This is a genomic window from Streptomyces sp. JLBJ103 (genome assembly GCF_058215575.1).
The window spans coordinates 7,687,564-7,705,476 of sequence record NZ_CM177089.1 but is presented as its reverse complement, the minus strand read 5'-3'; the positions used below and the strand labels follow the sequence as shown (position 1 = coordinate 7,705,476).

14 protein-coding genes and 2 pseudogenes are annotated in these 17,913 nt (G+C 72.5%); 10 read left to right on the top strand and 6 right to left on the bottom strand.

The window, feature by feature from the left end:
* The first annotated feature begins 70 nt into the window (after nucleotides 1–70).
* The 4 genes and pseudogenes from AC4BEG_RS33095 (at nucleotide 71) to AC4BEG_RS33080 (ending at nucleotide 3,917) form a co-directional block, all read left to right on the top strand.
* A pseudogene (locus AC4BEG_RS33095) lies at nucleotides 71–1,283 on the top strand (sensor histidine kinase).
* 14 nt (nucleotides 1,284–1,297) lie between these two features.
* Nucleotides 1,298–1,960, top strand: a complete 663-nt coding sequence (locus AC4BEG_RS33090; protein WP_490703344.1) for a response regulator transcription factor — start codon at nucleotides 1,298–1,300, stop codon at nucleotides 1,958–1,960.
* Nucleotides 1,961–2,051: 91 nt separating this feature from the next.
* Nucleotides 2,052–3,008: a SpoIIE family protein phosphatase gene (locus tag AC4BEG_RS33085; RefSeq protein ID WP_490703343.1), complete on the top strand. Its 957-nt coding sequence runs from the start codon at nucleotides 2,052–2,054 to the stop codon at nucleotides 3,006–3,008.
* An 81-nt stretch (nucleotides 3,009–3,089) separates the two neighbouring features.
* A complete protein-coding gene (locus tag AC4BEG_RS33080; RefSeq protein ID WP_490703342.1) occupies nucleotides 3,090–3,917 on the top strand; it encodes an SAM-dependent methyltransferase in 828 nt (275 codons plus the stop codon).
* Nucleotides 3,918–3,926: 9 nt separating this feature from the next.
* On the opposite strand, the gene AC4BEG_RS33075 is transcribed toward AC4BEG_RS33080, so the two are convergent.
* Nucleotides 3,927–4,403: a hypothetical protein gene (locus AC4BEG_RS33075; RefSeq protein ID WP_490703341.1), complete on the bottom strand. Its 477-nt coding sequence runs from the start codon at nucleotides 4,401–4,403 to the stop codon at nucleotides 3,927–3,929.
* Nucleotides 4,404–4,420: 17 nt separating this feature from the next.
* On the opposite strand from AC4BEG_RS33075, the gene AC4BEG_RS33070 reads away from it, so the two are divergent.
* Complete coding sequence (locus AC4BEG_RS33070) at nucleotides 4,421–4,984, top strand: MmyB family transcriptional regulator (RefSeq protein ID WP_490703340.1); 564 nt, start codon at nucleotides 4,421–4,423, stop codon at nucleotides 4,982–4,984.
* 32 nt (nucleotides 4,985–5,016) lie between these two features.
* Here AC4BEG_RS33070 and AC4BEG_RS33065 read toward each other — a convergent pair whose 3' ends face one another.
* The 5 genes from AC4BEG_RS33065 to AC4BEG_RS33045 all read right to left on the bottom strand — a co-directional run bounded on the left by AC4BEG_RS33065 (nucleotide 5,017) and on the right by AC4BEG_RS33045 (nucleotide 12,348).
* Nucleotides 5,017–7,881: an NHLP bacteriocin export ABC transporter permease/ATPase subunit gene (locus tag AC4BEG_RS33065; RefSeq protein WP_490703339.1), complete on the bottom strand. Its 2,865-nt coding sequence runs from the start codon at nucleotides 7,879–7,881 to the stop codon at nucleotides 5,017–5,019.
* Between the two features lies 1 nt (nucleotide 7,882).
* Entirely contained in the window at nucleotides 7,883–10,177 is a 2,295-nt protein-coding gene (locus AC4BEG_RS33060; protein ID WP_490703338.1) for an NHLP family bacteriocin export ABC transporter peptidase/permease/ATPase subunit, read from the bottom strand.
* Nucleotides 10,162–10,968: a hypothetical protein gene (locus AC4BEG_RS33055; protein WP_490703337.1), complete on the bottom strand. Its 807-nt coding sequence runs from the start codon at nucleotides 10,966–10,968 to the stop codon at nucleotides 10,162–10,164. Before AC4BEG_RS33055 ends, AC4BEG_RS33060 begins: the two co-directional genes overlap by 16 nt.
* A 233-nt stretch (nucleotides 10,969–11,201) precedes the next feature.
* Nucleotides 11,202–11,417 carry a type A2 lanthipeptide gene (locus AC4BEG_RS33050; protein WP_490703336.1) on the bottom strand — a complete coding sequence of 72 codons (216 nt, stop codon included), beginning with the start codon at nucleotides 11,415–11,417 and terminating at the stop codon, nucleotides 11,202–11,204.
* Nucleotides 11,418–12,069: 652 nt separating this feature from the next.
* Entirely contained in the window at nucleotides 12,070–12,348 is a 279-nt protein-coding gene (locus AC4BEG_RS33045) for a hypothetical protein (protein WP_490703335.1), read from the bottom strand.
* On the opposite strand from AC4BEG_RS33045, the gene AC4BEG_RS33040 reads away from it, so the two are divergent.
* The 5 genes and pseudogenes from AC4BEG_RS33040 (at nucleotide 12,341) to AC4BEG_RS33020 (ending at nucleotide 17,910) form a co-directional block, all read left to right on the top strand.
* The gene (locus AC4BEG_RS33040) at nucleotides 12,341–13,216 is read left to right on the top strand and encodes a YwqG family protein (protein WP_490703334.1); all 876 of its coding nucleotides are present in this window, start codon (nucleotides 12,341–12,343) and stop codon (nucleotides 13,214–13,216) included. The genes AC4BEG_RS33045 and AC4BEG_RS33040 overlap by 8 nt on opposite strands.
* Before the next feature lie 133 nt (nucleotides 13,217–13,349).
* A pseudogene (locus AC4BEG_RS33035) lies at nucleotides 13,350–13,919 on the top strand (thiamine phosphate synthase); the annotation flags it as partial.
* Between the two features lie 408 nt (nucleotides 13,920–14,327).
* Nucleotides 14,328–15,896 carry a phytoene desaturase family protein gene (gene crtI, locus AC4BEG_RS33030; protein WP_490707288.1) on the top strand — a complete coding sequence of 523 codons (1,569 nt, stop codon included), beginning with the start codon at nucleotides 14,328–14,330 and terminating at the stop codon, nucleotides 15,894–15,896.
* Complete coding sequence (locus AC4BEG_RS33025) at nucleotides 15,893–16,894, top strand: phytoene/squalene synthase family protein (protein ID WP_490703333.1); 1,002 nt, start codon at nucleotides 15,893–15,895, stop codon at nucleotides 16,892–16,894. Before crtI ends, AC4BEG_RS33025 begins: the two co-directional genes overlap by 4 nt.
* Nucleotides 16,891–17,910, top strand: a complete 1,020-nt coding sequence (locus AC4BEG_RS33020; RefSeq protein ID WP_490703332.1) for a Rieske (2Fe-2S) protein — start codon at nucleotides 16,891–16,893, stop codon at nucleotides 17,908–17,910. The genes AC4BEG_RS33025 and AC4BEG_RS33020 overlap by 4 nt, the downstream gene beginning before the upstream one ends.
* Nucleotides 17,911–17,913 lie beyond the last annotated feature (3 nt).

Sequence of the window (17,913 nt, the reverse complement as noted above, 5' to 3'; positions counted from 1 at the left end):
CCCGTCGGAGGAGACCGTCTCCCCCGCGCGGGGGAGACACTGGTCGCGCCCGTCCTGACAGGATGACGGGATGCCAGGTCTTCTGTCGCCGCTGGCCCGTGCGGTCACGTACACCCGCTGGCTACACCTGCTGATGGGGTCGATCGTGCCGTTCGTCTGCGGCGCGATCTATCCGAGCCTGACCCGCCCCTCTCCGGCCGACTGGGGGCTGATCGCGGTGCTGCCGGTCCCCCTGGTCCTGGCCGCGGCCATGGTGCCCGAGGTGCGCCGTGCCGAGGGGTTGCAGGCGCGGCTGATGCTGTTTCCCGGTCCGCAGGCACGTGTGCGGAGTGACGAGGATCCGGGTGTCTCCGCCGTTCCGTCCGCTTCGTGGAGCGATCGGGCCAGAACCGGTGTCTGGCTGGTGCTCCGTCTGGAAGTGGGGCTGGCCGTCGTGCTGGTGTCGGGGCAGCTGGCGGCACTGGCGCTGGTGTTCGCCGGGGTACCCGTCGGCAATCTCGGCGTGATCGAGCCGCTGGTGCGGATGTCCGGTGCGGGCGGGGCGTACGCCCTGCTGGCACCGGTGCGTGGTGGTGATGATCGCGGTCACCGCTGGGGCGAGCGACCTCATGGTGGCGGCGGCTCGGCGACTGCTCGGGCCTTCGGCCAAGGAGCGGCTGGCCGAGTTGGAGGAGCGCTCCGAGCGGTTGCTGGAACGCGACCGCATCGCCCGGGAGTTGCACGACTCCCTCGGTCACGCTCTGACGCTGGCTGTGGTGCAGGCGGGAGCCGCCCGGGCGGCCGCCGACCCGGACTTCACCGATCAGGCGTTGGAGACCATCGAGGAGACGGGGCGGGCAGCGCTGGAGGACCTGGACCGGGTCCTGATGGTGCTGCGTGAACCGGGGCGACCGGCCGCCACCCGACCGGGGCTCGGCGAGGCGGACCGGCTGCTGGACTCCGCCCGGTCCTCGGGGGCGCGGATCGACGCCGAGGTGACCGGCCCGTTGGAGGATGTTCCGGGTCCGGTGTCCCGCGAGGGGTACCGGATGCTCCAGGAGGCGCTGACCAACGTGCTGCGGCATGCGGGTCCCGTCCCGGTCCGGGTACGCATCGCCGTGGAGGAGGCGCGGCTGCGGCTCGAGGTGCGCAATCCACTGTCCCTCGCGGCCACGGTGACCGCCATGGGCGGTGGCAGCGGCCTGCGTGGCATCCGTGAGCGTGCCGCGCTGCTGGGAGGCGAGGCCCGGGCGGGGCGGGACGGCGGGCAGTGGCTGATCCAAGTCGACCTGCCGCTGCGGTGATCTAAGCTGGTCCGATGCCGCTCACCGTTCTCCTGGTCGACGACGAGCCGATGGTACGGGCGGGCCTGCGCGCCGTGCTGGAGGCCCAGCCGGACATCGAGGTGGTGGGCGAGGCGGCCGACGGAGCCGCCGTGATCCCCCTCGTACGGCAACTGCGCCCCGATGTCGTGGCCATGGATGTACGGATGCCGCTCATGGACGGCATCGAGGCCACCCGGGCCGTAATACGGACGGTGCCGGACCCACCGAAGATCGTCGTGGTGACGACCTTCGAGAACGACGAGTATGTGTACGGGGCACTGCGCGCGGGCGCCGATGGGTTCCTGCTCAAGCGGGCCCGTCCGGCCGAGATCGTGCACGCCGTGCGGCTGGTGGCGGAAGGCGACTCACTGCTGTTTCCGGCCGCGGTACGGAAGTTGGCCGCCTCGTACGGTGAGGACCACGGCGGCGCCGCGGGCCGGGCGGCGCCGGCGTGCGCCGCGCTGACCGAGCGGGAGGGGGAAGTGCTGCGTCTGATGGCACGCGGCCTGTTGAACGCGGAGATCGCCACGCATCTGGTGGTGGGTACCGAGACCGTCAAATCCCACGTGAGTGCCGTCCTGGCGAAACTCGGGGCACGGGATCGCACACAGGCGGTCATTACGGCGTACGAGTCCGGCTTTGTCTCTCCAGGCTGATCACTGGTGGCGGGCGGCGACGGACGGCGGTGCCGCGCCCGCGGGGGCGTGAGGCGGCCGACCCGCCAGGAGGGCGGCGCCGTGCTTGAGTATGTCCGGCTCCCGGACCACGCTGGGGCTCCATGCCTCCGCGACGATGGACCGGTTGCGCACCGCCCTGCGCACCCTCGCCGAAGTCGACCTGGCACCCGAGGAGTTGCTGACCCAGCTGGACGACCTGGTGGCGCGGCGGGACGACGCCCCGGAGCTGGAGTCGGGCGAGGCTACGCCGGGTGAGTTCGGCGCCACCTGCCTGTACGCCGTGTACGACCCGGTGTCGGGCCGGTGCAGTCTCGCCCGCGCCGGACATCCGGCCCCCGCGGTGGTCCGGCCGGACAGCCCCGCGGCCTATCTCGACCTGCCGGCGGGGCCTCCGCTGGAGCTGGGCGGGCTGCCCTTCGAGGCGCTGGAGGTGGAGTTGCCGGAGGGCAGTCTGCTCGCGTTCTACACCAACGGGCTGGTGGACTCCCGCAGCCGCGGTATGGACGCCGGGCTGGACACCCTGTGCCACGCTCTGACGCTGCCCGCCCAGGGGCTGGAGGCGCTGTGCGACCGGGTCGTCGGGACGATGCTGCCCGGCCGTCACGGCGACGACGCGGCACTGCTGCTGGCCCGGCTCCGACGGCTGGAGGCGGACCGGGTCGAGGTCTGGGACGTGCCCGCGGACCCCGCCGCGGTGGGCGAGGTGCGGGCGGACGCGGTGCGCTGGCTGACGGAACGGGGCCTGGAGGAGACGGCCGTGGTCACCGAACTGGTCGTCAGCGAACTGGTCAAGAACGCGATCCGGTACGGCGCCGCCCCCATCCGGCTGCGGCTCATCCACGACCGCGCGCTGGTCTGCGAGGTGTCCGACGCCAGCCGCACCGCCCCGCACGCGCGCCGGGCCCAGGTCCTCGATGAGGGCGGCCGGGGCCTGCTGCTCGTCGCACAGCTCACCCAGCGCTGGGGCACCCGGCCCACCGCGACCGGCAAGGTCATCTGGTGCGAACAGACACTCCCGGTGCGCTGATTGCGGAGGGTCGTCTAGATTGGGCGGTATGCGGGGGCGCAACGGCTGTATCAGCGACGCTATTTGATGGAAGGCTCGGGTGTGACCGACTACGAGGCAACCTACGACTCCGCCGCACAGGTCGCCGACCGGATCGACACGACAAAACCGCATACCGCCAGGATCTGGAACTACTGGCTCGGCGGTAAGGACAACTACGTCGTCGACCAGCAGGCGGGCGACCAGATCCGCCGACTGCACCCCGGAATCGGCGACTACGCCCAGGCCGACCGGGGGTTCCTGGGCCGTGCGGTGCGGTATCTGACCGCCGAGCGGGGGATCCGTCAGTTCCTGGACATCGGGACGGGGTTACCCACCGCCGACAACACCCATGAGGTCGCGCAGCGCATCGCACCCGAGTCCCGGGTGGTCTACGTCGACAACGACCCCCTGGTGCTGGCCCATGCGCGCACCCTGCTGACCAGCGCTCCCGAGGGGGTCACCGACTATCTCGACGCGGATCTGCGGGATGTCGGCACCATCCTCGAACGCGCCCGGAAGACCCTGGACTTCACCCGGCCCATCGCGCTGATGCTGCTCGGTGTGGTGATCTTCATCGGTGATGACGAGGACCCGTACGGCATCGTCCGCCGGCTGGTGGACGCCCTGCCCTCCGGCAGCCACCTCGTGCTGTCCCACACCATCTCCAGCCCGTCGATGCCGGATGTGGACGAGGCGGTCGCGTTCTGGAACGAGAACGGCATCCCGAAGCTGGTCCAGCGCACCCCGGACGGGGTCGCCCGGTTCTTCGACGGTACGGAGCTGCTGGAGCCGGGCGTGGTCTCGTGCTCGCGGTGGCGGCTGGAGGACACCTCCGGCGACGAGCCCGACGAGGTGGCGATGTTCGGCGGCGTCGGCCGGAAGCCGTAAGGCTCCGGACTACAGGTCCTCGCAGAGGTCACGCGCCTGGCCCAGGTCCTTCTTCACCTTCGCGGTGAACCCCAGCTCCTGGGCGTAGCGGTTCTGTGTGCGGTTGATGGCCTCGGCGAGGGGCTTGTAGCGCTTGTCGCCCGCGGCGGCCGCGTTGGCGAGGATGCCCGCGGCGGAGAAACGGTTGATGGCGATGTCGCCTTCCTTGCCCTCGGTTCCCCACTTCGTCTCGTCGAATCCGTCGAAGGCCGCGCAGGCGGCGTGTGCGTCGCCCGCCGGGCCGGATCCGGGGGTGTCGGTGTCCTCGCCGGTGAGAGCCCAGGGCGCGCCCACTCCCCCGGCGCCGAGCAGCAGCCCGGCCACGAGCGCGGCGGCCCGGGGGCCGAAGGGGCGGCGGGACGGCGGCGCGGACGGTGTGCACATCCGCGTCCCGCCGCGTGCCGCTCCGGACAACTCGCGGACGACGCTGAACGGCTCGTGGATCACGTTCGTACTGTCGTTACGTGGACGAGTGCGTGACGCCCGGCCCCGCGCCCGGCTGGGCGTCGCGCGAACTGTTGACCCTGGTGAGGGCGATGGCGCCGCATCCAGCCGCCGTGGTGGACCGGCGCTGGGACCTGCTGGCGTGGAACGACGCCTACACGGCGCTGTTCACCGACCCCGCGTGGCTTCTGCCCGAGCAGCGCAATCTGCTCTGGCTGCTCTTCCGCTGGCCTCCGTCCCGCCTTCTGCTGGCCGACTGGGAGTGGGAGGCCCGCGCGCTGCTGGCCGCGTTCCACGACCGGGCCGCGGAGCATCCGGGGGACCCCCGGATCGTGGCGCTGGTGGACGAGTTGATGGCCGATCCGTACGCGGCCCAGTGGTACGGGCGGCCGGAGGCGGCCGCTTCGCCGCCCCCGCTGCGCCGCCTTCACCACCCGGTCGCCGGTGAGCTGCGGCTGCGGCCGGTGACCCTGGCCGTGGTCGGCGAGCCCGGCCACCAGGTCGTGGCCCAGGTGCCGGACGACCGGGTGTCGCAGGAGGCGCTGCGGCAGCTGTGTGCTCCGGAGCACGGCAGCATCCGGTGACGGAATCCTCAGCGCATCCGCTGACGGCGCGCTCAGCGCATCTGCCGCCGCACCAACTCGTAGAGCTTTCCGCCCGGGTTGGCCATCAGCTCGACGGGTGCGCCCTGTTCGACGATCCGCCCGTCCTCCATCACCAGCACCCGGTCGGCGTCCATGACGGTCGACAGCCGGTGTGCGATGACCAGGCGGCTGGCGTTGAGGCGGCGGGTGCTGTCGATGACCACCCGCTGGGTCTCGTTGTCCAGGGCGCTGGTGGCCTCGTCGAAGAAGAGGATGCGCGGACGGCGGATCAGGGCCTGGGCGATCATCAGCCGCTGCCGCTGACCGCCGGAGATGGCACCGCTGCCGGAGATCATCGTGTGCAGCCCCATGGGCATCCGGCGGATGTCCTCGGCCAGACCCGCCAGTTCGGCGGCGGCCATGGCCTCCTCGGGGGTGTACGGCTCGGCGCCGCGGATGCAGTCGAGCACGGTGCCGTTGAGGGGCTGGGCGTTCTGGAGAACCACCCCGCACTGGCGGCGTACGGCGGCCTGGTCGAGGGCGGCGAGGTCCTGGCCGTCGTAGAGCACACTGCCGGACACCGGCCGTTCGAAGCCGATGAGCAGCCGCAGCAGCGTGGACTTGCCACAACCGCTGGGCCCGACGACGGCCACGAACTCCCCCGGCCAGATCTCCAGCGAGACATCATCGAGGACCAGCGGTGCGTCGTCGGCGTAGCGGAAGGTGAGGTTGCGGGCGCGCAGATCGCCGGTGAGCGCCCCGGGCTGGGCGCTGCCGCCACGGACCTCGGGCGACTCGTCCAGGATCGGTTTGACCTGCTCGAACATCGGCAGTACCGCCACCACCGAGACCAGGGCGTTGGTGAGCTGGGTGACCGAGGTGAGCAGCATGGTGACGGAGGTGTTGAACGTCAGGAACGCCCCCGCCGACATGCTCCCCCGCGCCGGACCGGCCAGCAGCATGAACACGATGAGCGAGCACAGCGGGAGGTAGACCGCGTCGAGCACCTGTGTGAGGTTCTTGATCCGGCCAGTGCGCTGATGGAGTTCGCGGGAGTGGGCGAAGCCACGGGCCCAGGCCGCGTAGGCGAAGTTCTCGGCCGCGGCGACACGCAGTTTGGGCAGTCCGCGCAGGGTCTGGAACGCCTGGTTGTTGAGCTTGTTCTCGCTCTCCACCAGCCGCCGCTGCCAGCGCACCTGCCACAGTCCCATCCCGAGGAACACCCCGGAGATGACCACCAGCATGGCCATCACGGCGAGCGCCAGCTTCGCGCTGAAGTACAGCAGGAGCGCGAGGTTCATCGCGCCGACGGTGCCGGCCTGGAGGACCACCGGCGCGACACCGGACAGCACCCGGCGCATGGTGCTGACGCCCATCGCCGCACTGGCCAGTTCGCCGGTGGAGCGTTCGGCGAAGAAGCGGGTCGGCAGCCGCAGCAACCGGTCCCAGACCGCGGGCTGGAGCGTGCTCTCCAGCCGCCCCTCAAGACGCAGCAGGGTCAGGTTCTGGAGCAGCATGAAGGCCGCCGAGACCACGCTCGCCACCATCAGGGCCAGGGAGATCTGGACGATGGGGCTCTTCTCGGCCCGGGGGACGAAACCACCGAGCACCTGACCGGTCGCCACCGGCACCAGGGCACCCAGAGCCACCGTCACCAGCCCACCGACCACGAGGTTGCGCAGATCGGGCGCCACCCCGCGGGCGCTGAACCGCAGCAGCCGCCACGCCGTCATCGGGCGGTCGGGCAGGGGCCGGTAGAACATCACGGCGCGTGGTTCGAACTCGTCGGCGTTGCCCCCGCCGATCCGCAGCCGCAGCCCGGAGGCGGGATTGACCGCCTCGTAGCGGCCACGCCGCCACAGCAGCGCCACCGGGGCGCCGGACAGGGCGCGGTAGCCCACCAGCGGTCCGGCGTCCTCACGCCACCACTCGCCCTCCAGCCGGACGGCGCGGGTGCGGATCCGGGAGGCGACGGCGATCCGCTCCACCGGGCTGACGCGGTCGTCCGCGGCGGCGCCCCGCGGCGGATCGGCCAGGGTGATTCCGGCGGCCTCGGCCACCGTGCGGCACACCGCGTGAACGGTGTCGTCGGTGGTGTCCTCCGCCGCCCGCGACGCCTGCCGCGGGCCGCCGATGGAAGCGATCAGCGCTTGGTCGGCGCGGGAGCGGACGGCCTCACCGGCCCGGATCCCGGCCGCCGTGCGATCGGCGTGGGTGCGTTCCAGCGCCTCGATCCAACGGTCCACGGCAGTGCCCAACCGGTACTGCTGATTGACCATCCGCTGCCACAGCGCACCGTCGATCAGCAGGTCCCCGGCGGCTTGGGCGCTGTACTCGGCGCCGTAGCGGACACTTCCGGGGGGCACCGGGAGCCAGAGCAGATCCTCGTCGGCCGCCTCGCCCTCGGCCGCCGGTCCGCCGCCGTCCAGCGGGGCCTGGAACAGCACGCCCAGACTGCGGCTGACCCCGAGCGCCACCGCGTGTTCCAGCGGGGTGGGCGGGACGTCGCCGTACGGTTCACCGTCCCAGCCGGTGGCGTAGGTGTCGAACTGCTCGGGCCGGTACAGCTCGCGCAGCGGGATCCGGCGCATCGCGCAGTCCTGCGAGGGCCTGCCGACCAGGGTGTGGCGCGGTCCCTCGACGGGGCCGGGTAGTGCGGCGCCCGGCTCCAGCCGACCGAGGAAGTGCCAGTGTCCCTCCTCGGCGGCGTCGACCGCGAAGAGGTCCAGGGCGCCGCCAGTGACGAGCCAGAGCACCTGCGGACCTGCCAGCGGAAGGCTGCGCAGCCCGGTGCGGTCGACGGGGGTGCCGAGGGCGCCCAGCGCCTGGATCACCGCGTCGCCGCCGTCCGCGGCCACGTCGGCGGCCACGTCGGCGGACGGGTGAACGGAGGCCATCTCAGTGCTCCTTCATCAGCTGGGCGTACGGTCCCCCGGCCGCGGCGAGGTCCTCGTGGCGGCCGCGTTCCACGACCGTGCCCTGGTTCAGGACGAGGATCTCGTCGCTGTCCCGCACGGTGCTGAGCCGGTGTGCGATCACCACGCACGCACAGCCGCGGCGGCGCAGGTTGTCCATGACGGTGCGTTCGGTCCGCGCGTCCAGGGCGCTGGTGACCTCGTCCAGCACCAGCACACTGGGGCGGCGGACCAGGGCGCGGGCGATCTCCAGCCGCTGCCGCTGGCCGCCGGAGAAGTTGCGGCCGTCCTGCTCCACGCGGCCGTGGATGCCTTCGGGGCGGCGGGCGATGACGTCGTCGTAGAGGGCGGCGTCCTTCAGCGCGGCCACCACCGCCTCGTCCGGGATCGAGGGGTCCCACAGCGCCACGTTGTCCCGCACGGTTCCCTCGAAGAGGAACACGTCCTGGTCGACGAAGGACACCGAGGCGGCGAGCGCGCCGCGGGGGATGTCCTCCAGGCGCTGTCCGTCGATGCGGATGGCCCCCTCCCACGGGCTGTAGAGGCCGGAGACGAGCCGCGACACGGTGGACTTGCCACTGCCGGAGCCACCGACCAGCGCCACTTGGCGGCCGGGGCCGACGGAGAGCGAGATGCCGCGCAGCAGCGGTTCGTCCAGCGGGTTGTAGCCGAAGGTGACGTTCTCCAGCGTCACATGGCCGGTGAGCCGACGGGTGTCGGGCTCCGGCTGGTCGCGGGTGTAGAGGGTGTCCAGCGGGAAGTTCTCCACGTCCTTCAGCCGCGCCACGTCGGCGGAGAAGTCCTGGATGCGCCCGGCCACACCATTGAGCCGGGTGATGGGCGCGGTGAACCGGGCCACCAGCGCCTGGAAGGCCACCAGAAGTCCGACCGACACATGGCCCTCGACGGCGCGCAGTCCGCCGATCCACAGGATGAGCGCGCTGTTGAGGGTGGCGAGGGTGGGCGCCACCACGGCCAGGGCCGCGCTCGGCACCCCAAGGCGCTGCTGTTCCTCGAGGGTGATGGCGTGCTGGCCCGCCCAGCGGCGGAAGTATCCGTTCTCGCCGCCGGTGGCCTTCATCGTCTCGATGAGCTGGAGCCCGGTGTACGAGGTGGTGGTCAGCCGTGCGGTGTCGGCCCGCAGCTTCTGGGTGCGGGTGGCGCGCAGCCGCACCACGATCCGCATGGCGACCACGTTGAGCAGCGCGAGGCCCACACCGACCAGGGTGAGTTGGGGGTCGTAGGTCCACAGCAGCAGTGCGTAGAGCACCACCACGACCCCGTCGACCGCGGCGGCGGCCAGGTCGCGGGCGAGGGTTTCCGCCACGGTGTCGTTGGACCGCAGCCGCTGGACGAGGTCGGCCGGGCTGCGCTGGGCGAAGAACGTGACGGGCAGCCGCAGCAGATGGCGCAGGAAACGGGCGCTGCTGAGGGTGGAGGAGATGATCCGGCCGCGCAGCAGATTGGCCTGCTGCACTCCGGTGAGCACGGCGGTCAGCAGCACCGCCACGGCCATCGAGGCGAACAGCGGCCCGAGGGTGGAGGTTTCCCCGCCGATCAGGAAGGTGTCGATGAAGGTGCGGCTGAGCGCGGGGACCGCGGCGCCCACCGCCACCAGCAGCAGACTGGCGAGCAGGGAGGCCAGCAGGGTGCCGGTGGTCCCGCGCATCCGGGCGGGCAGGGCGCCCAGCACCCCGGGGCGGCGTCCGCCGCGGCGGAAGGACGCCTCGGGTTCGAAGACCAGGACCACTCCGGTGAAGCTGGTGTCGAACTCCTCTGCGGGGACGAACCGGCGCCCCTTGTCCGGGTCGTTGATGTACACCCCGCGCTTGCCGAACCGGCGCCCCATGCCGTCGTAGACGACGTAGTGGTTGAACTCCCAGAAGAGGATGGCCGGTGCCCGGAGCTCGGCCAGGCTCTCCGGCTCCATCTGCATGCCCTTGGCGCTCAGCCCGTAACTGCGCGCGGCGCGCAGCAGATTGCTCGCTCGGGAGCCGTCCCGGGAGACTCCGCAGGCGATCCGCAGCTCCTCCAGCGGCACATGGCGTCCGTAGTGTGCGAGCACCATCGCGAGGGAGGCGGCGCCGCACTCCAGCGCCTCCATCTGGAGCACGGTGGGGGTGCGCACGGTGCGGCGCCGCGGCCGCTGGGGCCCGGCCGCGCGCCGCGGGGCCCGCCGCCGTCCCCGGGTGGGCTCGGGGCGGCGGCGTCCGCTGCTTCCGGCGGGTGCCGGGCGGGGCGGTCCGCCGTCGTGGGTGGTGGTCACGGGAGCAGCCATTCGATCGGGTGCCGGTCGGCCAGACGGACCGTGCCGGTGGCCAGGGTCATGGAGTCGGGGGTGAACGGCGGGCCCTTCGGGGAGGACCAGCGGTAGCCGGAGCGGGTGGTGGCGGAGCGGTCCAGCCGGACCAGCACCGCCACCGGCGGGCCGTGCCGGGAGAACTCCTCGCCGAGTTGGTCGCTGCCGAGCTGGGAGCCGATCTGCTGGCGCGACTGGGCGGTCCGGCCGACCGCCCGGACATGGCCGCGCAGAGTTCCGTAGGTCTGGCTGGGCACCGACTGCACACCGAGGTCGACCGGTGCGCCGACCGGTACCGACGCGGCCCGTCCGGCCGGTACGTAGAGGGTGGCGGTCAGCGGGTCGCCGGAGTGGCGGACGCGTTCGACGGAGGCGACGTCGGCGCCGGTGGTGAGGACGGAGCCGATCGAGACGGCCAAGGTGGTGAGCCGGCCCGCGGCGAGGGTGCGGACGACGCTGCTGCCGCGCGGGGTGCGGATCTTCAGCAGCGGGGCGCCCGCGCGCAGGGGGCTGCCTTCCTTGGCGAGTACGGCGGTGACCTGTCCGGCGACGGGGCTCTGGAGGATGTAACTGCCCTGTCCGTGGCTGAGGATGCCGGGGGCGGCCAGCGTGCTGGACACGGTGCCGGTCACGGACCAGACGGCGGCCGCGGCCATGACGACGAGGGTGACCGCCAGGGCGAGCCACCCTTGCGGGCGGGCGTAGCGCACCGGCAGATCGATGTCCTCTGCCGACTGCGCCTTGGTAAGGGCCTGCTGGCGGAACTGCACGAGAGTCTTTCCTCAACCGCGGGAACGGATGGAGTGCGCGGCTTCGCATGGTGGCGCCGCGGCGGTCCGGGCGCCGGGCCCCATGGACCGCCGAATGCCCCGGACCAGGCGGGCCCGGGGCACGGGGCCGGTCGTACGGCGGGGCCGTCCGACCGGTGGTGCCGCGCTCGGCGGCACCGGGAGGCGAAGTGAGATCGCCTCAGAGGTGAGATCGCCTCAGGGTGAGGGGTGCCTCAGAGGGCACCGACGGTGCCGATGACACCGGAGGTGTTCAGGCCGGTGGCGCCGTCCACCGTGCCGGTGGCGGTGCCGACAACGCCCGTGACCGGGGCGGCAACGGCGTCGACGGTGCCGAGGGTGTCGGTGACCGTCGCACCCAGCCCGCCGGCCACGTTGTCCAGTTCAGCGTCGGAGATCTCCTGGGTCGCGACCTTGGGTGCGTTGTTCATTATTGCGTCTCCCTTGGATAAATATCTCGAATGAGGCTTCACCGCCCGCGGTTGCCGAATGGACCAACACCCGCAGAACAAACGCAGGATTCGGGGGGACCGGATCCTGAGAACGCCTCAGTGGGAAAGGATGTAATCACGCCAACTCGGTGGGCTGCGAATCAGACATCGCGCGGAACGGCGCATTCCGTCACCTTCCGATCACCGGGCACGCACATATGGCCACGCGATGCCCGGATCCTCTTCACAAGCCCGTCACTCTTGCCCCGCGCACTCGCGTCGACCTTGTCGGACAACCCCGCGATCACGGGCGAAGCCCCCATGCGCGGGCCCGATCCGGCGCCCGGTCCGGGCCGCACACACGGCGCCTGTGGAATAGGTGTGCCGATCGCTTGAAGACTGGACGACTGGTACTCGAATTCCCCATCCCGCACACATCGGGAATGCGACATGTACGACCGGGCACCGATAACGCTGCCGAATTCAGTCCATCCCGCCGATCGGCGTGCGCTATGACAACTGCGCCATCGGGCCGTTGCTCAGCTGAAAGGCCGGGAATTCCCCCGGAATGGACATAGAGCGCATGAGTACGACAGAGGTCATGACTTCGGACGGGGCGTGAAGGCACGCCCCGCCACGGCTCGGTGGTGGGTCAGTCCGCCGTCGAGGCGTTGTGGGCCAGGGAGTTGACCACATCGGACGCGGTCAGCAGACGCACCGCCGCCGCGTCCAGCCCGGCAGGGTGGAGCGCGTACACCGGGCAGCCGGCGGGCAGCGGGAGATCCCCGCGGACGAGGAACGCCGCGCCGATCCGGGCGGGATCCCGAATCCCCCTTGTCCGACGGCCACCGCCGACGGGCACCCGAGGCGGGGAACGGGGACCCGGGGCGGGCCTGTCGGTGCCGGTGGTCACCATGGTGCGTATGGACACCCCTGAGAACACCGCTCCCGATGCCCTGCACACACTGGCCCGCACCCACCTGCCCCCCGACATGGCCGACCGCTGGACGGGGCTGCTGCGCCCCGCGGCCCACCTCCGGGCGGCCGGTCCGGGCGATCCCGTGGTCGGCCGGCTCGGCGGTCTGCCCCGGCTGCCGGAGCACATCGAGTGGCCCGTCTGGGAAGGCTACGGCCCGCTGTCGTTCGTGGCCGAGGTCGACTGTACCGCGCTCCCCGTCGACGAGCTGGACATCCCGCTGCGTCCCGAGGGCCGGCTGGCCTTCTTCTATCTCGAGGACGAGGAGTGCGAGGCGGTGGTGGACACCTGCGATCCGGACACCTGGGCCGGTGCGCGGCTGCTGCATCTGCCGCCCGAGTCCGCCGATGTGCCCGAGCGGCCCGCGCCCGAAGGGCTCACCCCGTACCCGGCCGTACCGCTGACCGCCCGGGTGGCGCCGAGCGCTCCGGACGCCGAATCGACCGTGCTGAGCGCCGAGTTCGGGCTCGGCTCACTGTCCGTCATGGAGCGCTACGCCCATCCGGTGCGGTGTGACACCTTCATGGAGGCACTGTGGGACCACCAGAGGGGCGCCGCGCACCAGATCGGCGGACACGCGCAGTGTGTCCAGGACGCCGTGGAGATCACGGTCGCCAAGGCGGTGCTGGGCGACGACGTCGACTGGGAGGATCCGCGCATCGAGGAAGAGGCGGCACGGTGGGTGCTGCTGGCCCAGTTCGACTCCGACGAGGACACCGGGATGATGTGGGCCGACGCGGGTGTCCTGTACTGGCTCATCCGCCCCGAGGACCTCGCCGCGGGCCGTTTCGACAAGGCCATGTTCACCTGGCAGTGCGGCTGACACTCCCCTGGGCCGCGGTGGCGCCCCGCTGACGTGCGCGGTCGTTACGCCGGGGCCACCTTACCGGACACGGGGTGCCCCCGCGGGGGCTGAGATCACACCCGTCGTAGCCGAAGCGATTCGAGGCCCCGGTATGTCACCGAGCGGGCGGCGACCTCATGAGCGGCTCACTGAGCCCCTCGCCCGGGGCACGGCCGGTGGATCTGTCGGTGTATCCGGTCACCGACACCGCCCCGTGTGCCGCCCGCGCGGCCGGAACGTGGCCGAGACCGTGGCCCGCGCCGTGGCCAGGCGCGTCACCGCGGTGCAGGTACGGGAGAAGAACGCGGGCGGACCGGACTTCCCGTACACGGTGCTGGAGGTGGCTGCGGTCCTTCCGGAGCCGGTGGCGCTGATCGTCAACGACCGTCTCGATGTGTTCCTGGCCGCGCGGCCCGCCGGAGCACGGGTGACGGGTGTCCATGCGGGACGGTCGGACCAGCCCGCTTCCGCCGTACGGGAGTTCACCGGCGAGGAGGCGGTGCCCGGGCTCAGCGCGGCCACGCGACACAAGGTGCGGACGGCCGCCGAGGACACCGCCTGTACCGACCACGTGGGCATCGGGGGCCCGCACGCCACCCGTGCCAAGGCGGACGGGCCACCCGCACTCGGCCACGACGGCTTCGTCCGGCTCGTGCGGCTCAACCCGCTGCCCGCCGTCGTCATCGGCGTCACCCCGCCGATCTGCCCCCGGCTGCGGGCCGCCGGTGCGGCGGGCACGGCGTGGTCTCCGGAGTGTGTGTGGCCGAAGACCCCCATTCGGCCGCCGCGGCGCCCACGCGTGGCGGAACACCACATCGATTGGGCCACAGGGGGTACGGGGGCGACACCACATCGATTGGGCCAAAGGGGTACGGGGGCGACACGGACACCGCGTGAGCGGGCATCTCTCCTGATGCGACGGGTCGTCGGACAGTACTCCGTCGAAGGTGTCGCATGTGGCGGACCGCCTGATACGGCTGCCGCCACCGGGCCGCGTCAGGAGAGGAACCACCATGCACCGCACCGCGGGAGAACGGAGCCAGGCCGCCGCCGAGGACTCGGAGGTGCCCGCGCCCGGAAGCGGCGGCCGATGAGGACAGTCAGCGGACGCACCGACCATGTCGTGGTGGTCGGCGCGGGCCTGTCCGGGCTCGCGGCCGCACTCCATCTGCTGGGCGCCGGACGCCGGGTGACCGTCGTGGAACAGGCCGCCCTGCCCGGCGGGCGGGCCGGACGGGCCGAACGCGGCGGCTACCGCATGGACACCGGCCCGACCGTGCTGACCATGCCGCATCTGATCGAGGAGGCGCTCGCCGCCGTCGGCGACCGGCTCCGCGACCGGCTGGACCTGATCGCGCTGCACCCGGCCTACCGCGCCCGCTTCGCCGACGGTGAGCACCTCGACGTCCACACCCGCGCCGCTGCGATGGAGGAGGAGGTCCGCCGGTTCGCGGGCGCCGGCGAGGCGCTGGGCTACCGGCGGCTGCGGGCCTGGCTGGAGCGGCTCTACACGGTCCAGATGCGCCGTTTCATCGACACCAACTACGACTCCCCGTTCCAGCTCCTCCACCCCGATCTGGCACGGCTCGCCGCCCTCGGCGGTTTCGGACGGCTCGACGCACGGCTCGGCCGCTTCCTCGGCGACGAGCGGGTGCGCCGCGTGTTCAGCTTCCAGGCACTGTACGTCGGGGTGCCGCCCGCGCGGGCGCTGGCCGCGTACGCCGTCATCGCGTACATGGACACCGTGGCCGGGGTGTACTTCCCGCGCGGCGGAATGCACGCCCTGCCGCACGCGCTGGCCGACGCGGCCGCCGACGCCGGTGCCGAACTGCGCTACCGGCACCGGGTCACCCGGCTGGAACGCACCGGGGACCGCATCACCGCCGTCCTCACCGACCAGGGCCGCGTCCCCTGCGACGCGGTGGTCCTCACTCCCGATCTGCCGGTCTCCTACCGGCTGTTGGGACGGCGGCCGCGCCGCCCGCTGCGGCTGCGCCACGCACCGTCGGCAGTGGTGCTGCACGCGGGGACCGACCGCACCTGGCCCCAGCTGTCGCACCACACCCTCTCCTTCGGCGCGGCCTGGCGGAGCACGTTCGACGAACTCACCCGCGCCGGGCGGCCGATGACCGACCCGTCCCTGTTGATCACCCGCCCGACCACGCACGATCCCGGGCTCGCCCCGCCCGGCCGCCATCTGCACTACATCCTCGCGCCCTGCCCCAACACCGATATCGGGCCCGGTCCGCGCGCGTGGCGGGAGCTGGCACCCCGGTACCGCGACGGTCTGCTGACCGAGCTGGAGCGCCGGGGCCTTGCCGGGCTCGGCGCCGCCATCGAGGAGGAGTGCCTGGTCACCCCGGCCGACTGGGCGGCCGAGGGGCATGCGGCGGGCACCCCGTTCTCCGCAGCGCACACCTTCGCGCAGACCGGCCCGTTCCGGCCCCGCAATCTGGTGCGCGGAGTGGCCAACGCGGTGCTGGCCGGATGCGGCACCACACCCGGTGTCGGGGTGCCCACGGTGCTGCTCTCCGGAAAGCTGGCCGCGCTCCGGATCACCGGGCAGCCGTCGGGCACCAGGAGGCCGCCATCGTGTGCCGTCGCGCGGCCGCCCGCCCTGACGGGAGCGCACATCACCGGGAAGGGCGGCGGCGCATGACCGGCCGGGAGCTGAACGCCGCGGGCATCACCGACCCGGCGCTGCGCACCGCGTACACCCGGTGCCGGGCGCTCAACGCACGCCATGGCAAGACATATTTCCTGGCCACCCGGCTGCTGCCGGTGGCCCGCAGACCCGCGGTGCATGCCCTGTACGGCTTCGCCCGCTGGGCCGACGACATCGTGGACGACCTGGTGAGCGACGCCGGTCCCACCGAGCGGGGCGCGGCGCTCGACGCGCTCCAGACCCGACTGACCACCGGGCTGCGCACCGGCACCAGCGACGATCCCGTGGTACGGGCACTGGCGCACACCGCCGCCGTGTACGGCATCGACCACCAGCACTTCACCGACTTCATGGCCTCCATGCGCAGCGATCTGGAGGTCACCGACTACCCCACCTACGACGATCTGCGCGCCTATATGCACGGCTCCGCGGCCGTCATCGGGTTGCAGATGCTGCCGGTGCTCGGCACCGTCGTACCGCGCGCGGAAGCCGCACCGCATGCCGCCAGCCTCGGTGTCGCCTTCCAGCTCACCAACTTCCTGCGGGACGTGGGCGAGGACCTGGAGCGCGGCCGGGTCTATCTGCCCGGCGACCTGCTGGCCGCGCACGGTGTGGACCGGGCGCTGCTGGAGTGGAGCCACGCCACCGGTGTCCACGATCCGCGGATCGTGGCCGCGCTGCGGGCCGCCGCCGATCTCACGCGCGGGGTGTACCGCGAGGCGGCGCCCGGTCTGGCGATACTCGATCCGGTGTCCCGGCCGTGCATCCGCACCGCCTATGTGCTCTACGGCGGCATCCTGGACGCCATCGCCGAGGACGGCTACCGCGTGGTGCACCGGCGCTCCGTCGTCCCGCGCCGCCGCCGTGCCGCGGTCGCGCTGGACGGCCTGGGGCGGGTCACGGCCGCCCGGCTGCGGGCCCGCACCGGCCGGACCGGGGGCCAGACGCCCGGAGCGCCACCTTCGACGTATGGGCGGGAGGACGTCGTATGACCTTCGTTCACGCACGGCGCGGGCGCTACGCCCTGCGGCTGCGCCGCAGCCCCGTGCCGTGGGAACGGCAGCCGCCCACCTGGCGCGAGGCCCGCCCCGCGCTCATCGCCGACGCGCTGGAGCGCGCCCGGGGCAGACCCAGCGGCAACTGGTTCGTTCTGGCCGCCGCGCGTGACGTCCGGCCGGGGCGACCGTTCGGCCGGACTGTCGCCGGTGTCGAGGTGGTGGCGTGGCGGGGCGCCGACGGGAGCTTGCGGGCCGGGCCCGGGACGTGTCCGCACCTCGGCGCCCCGCTCAAGGACAGCCCGGTGCGCTGCGGCATCCTGATCTGCCGCTGGCACGGACTCGCCCTCGACGGCGGGGCGTTCGCGGGCTGGAAGCCCTTCCCGGTGTACGACGACGGTGTGCTGGCCTGGGTGCGGCTGGACCAGGCCGGTGGCGAAAACCCGCTGGAGCGGCCGGTCATCCCGGTCAGACCGCATCCCGCCCGCGCAGTGAGCGCCGTCTACACCGGTGTCGGCCGCTGCGAACCGCAGGACGTGGTGGCCAACCGGCTCGACCCGTGGCACGGCGCGTGGCTCCACCCATACTCGTTCGTCGATCTGACGGTGGTGAAGACACCCGCCGGGGACCACTCGGCGGACCCGGACGGCGACGGATTCACGGTCGAGGTCGCGTTCAAGGTGGCCGGGCGGGCCACCGTCCCGGTCCGGGCGGTGTTCACCGCGCCTGGTCCCCGTACGGTCGTGATGCGCATCGTGGCCGGCAAAGGGCAGGGCTCCGTCGTGGAAACACATGCCACACCCCTGGGGCCCGACGCGGCGGGACGGCCCCGGACGGCGGTGATCGAGGCGGTGGTCGCGGTCTCGGACCGGCCGGGCTTCGCCGTGGCGCGCGCCGCGGCTCCCGTGCTCCGCCCGCTGATCCGTGCGGCGGCAGCCCGGCTGTGGCGTGACGATCTGGCGTACGCGGAACGGCGCTGGGCGCTGCGCGGCACGGGCAGGTTCCCGGGCTGACGC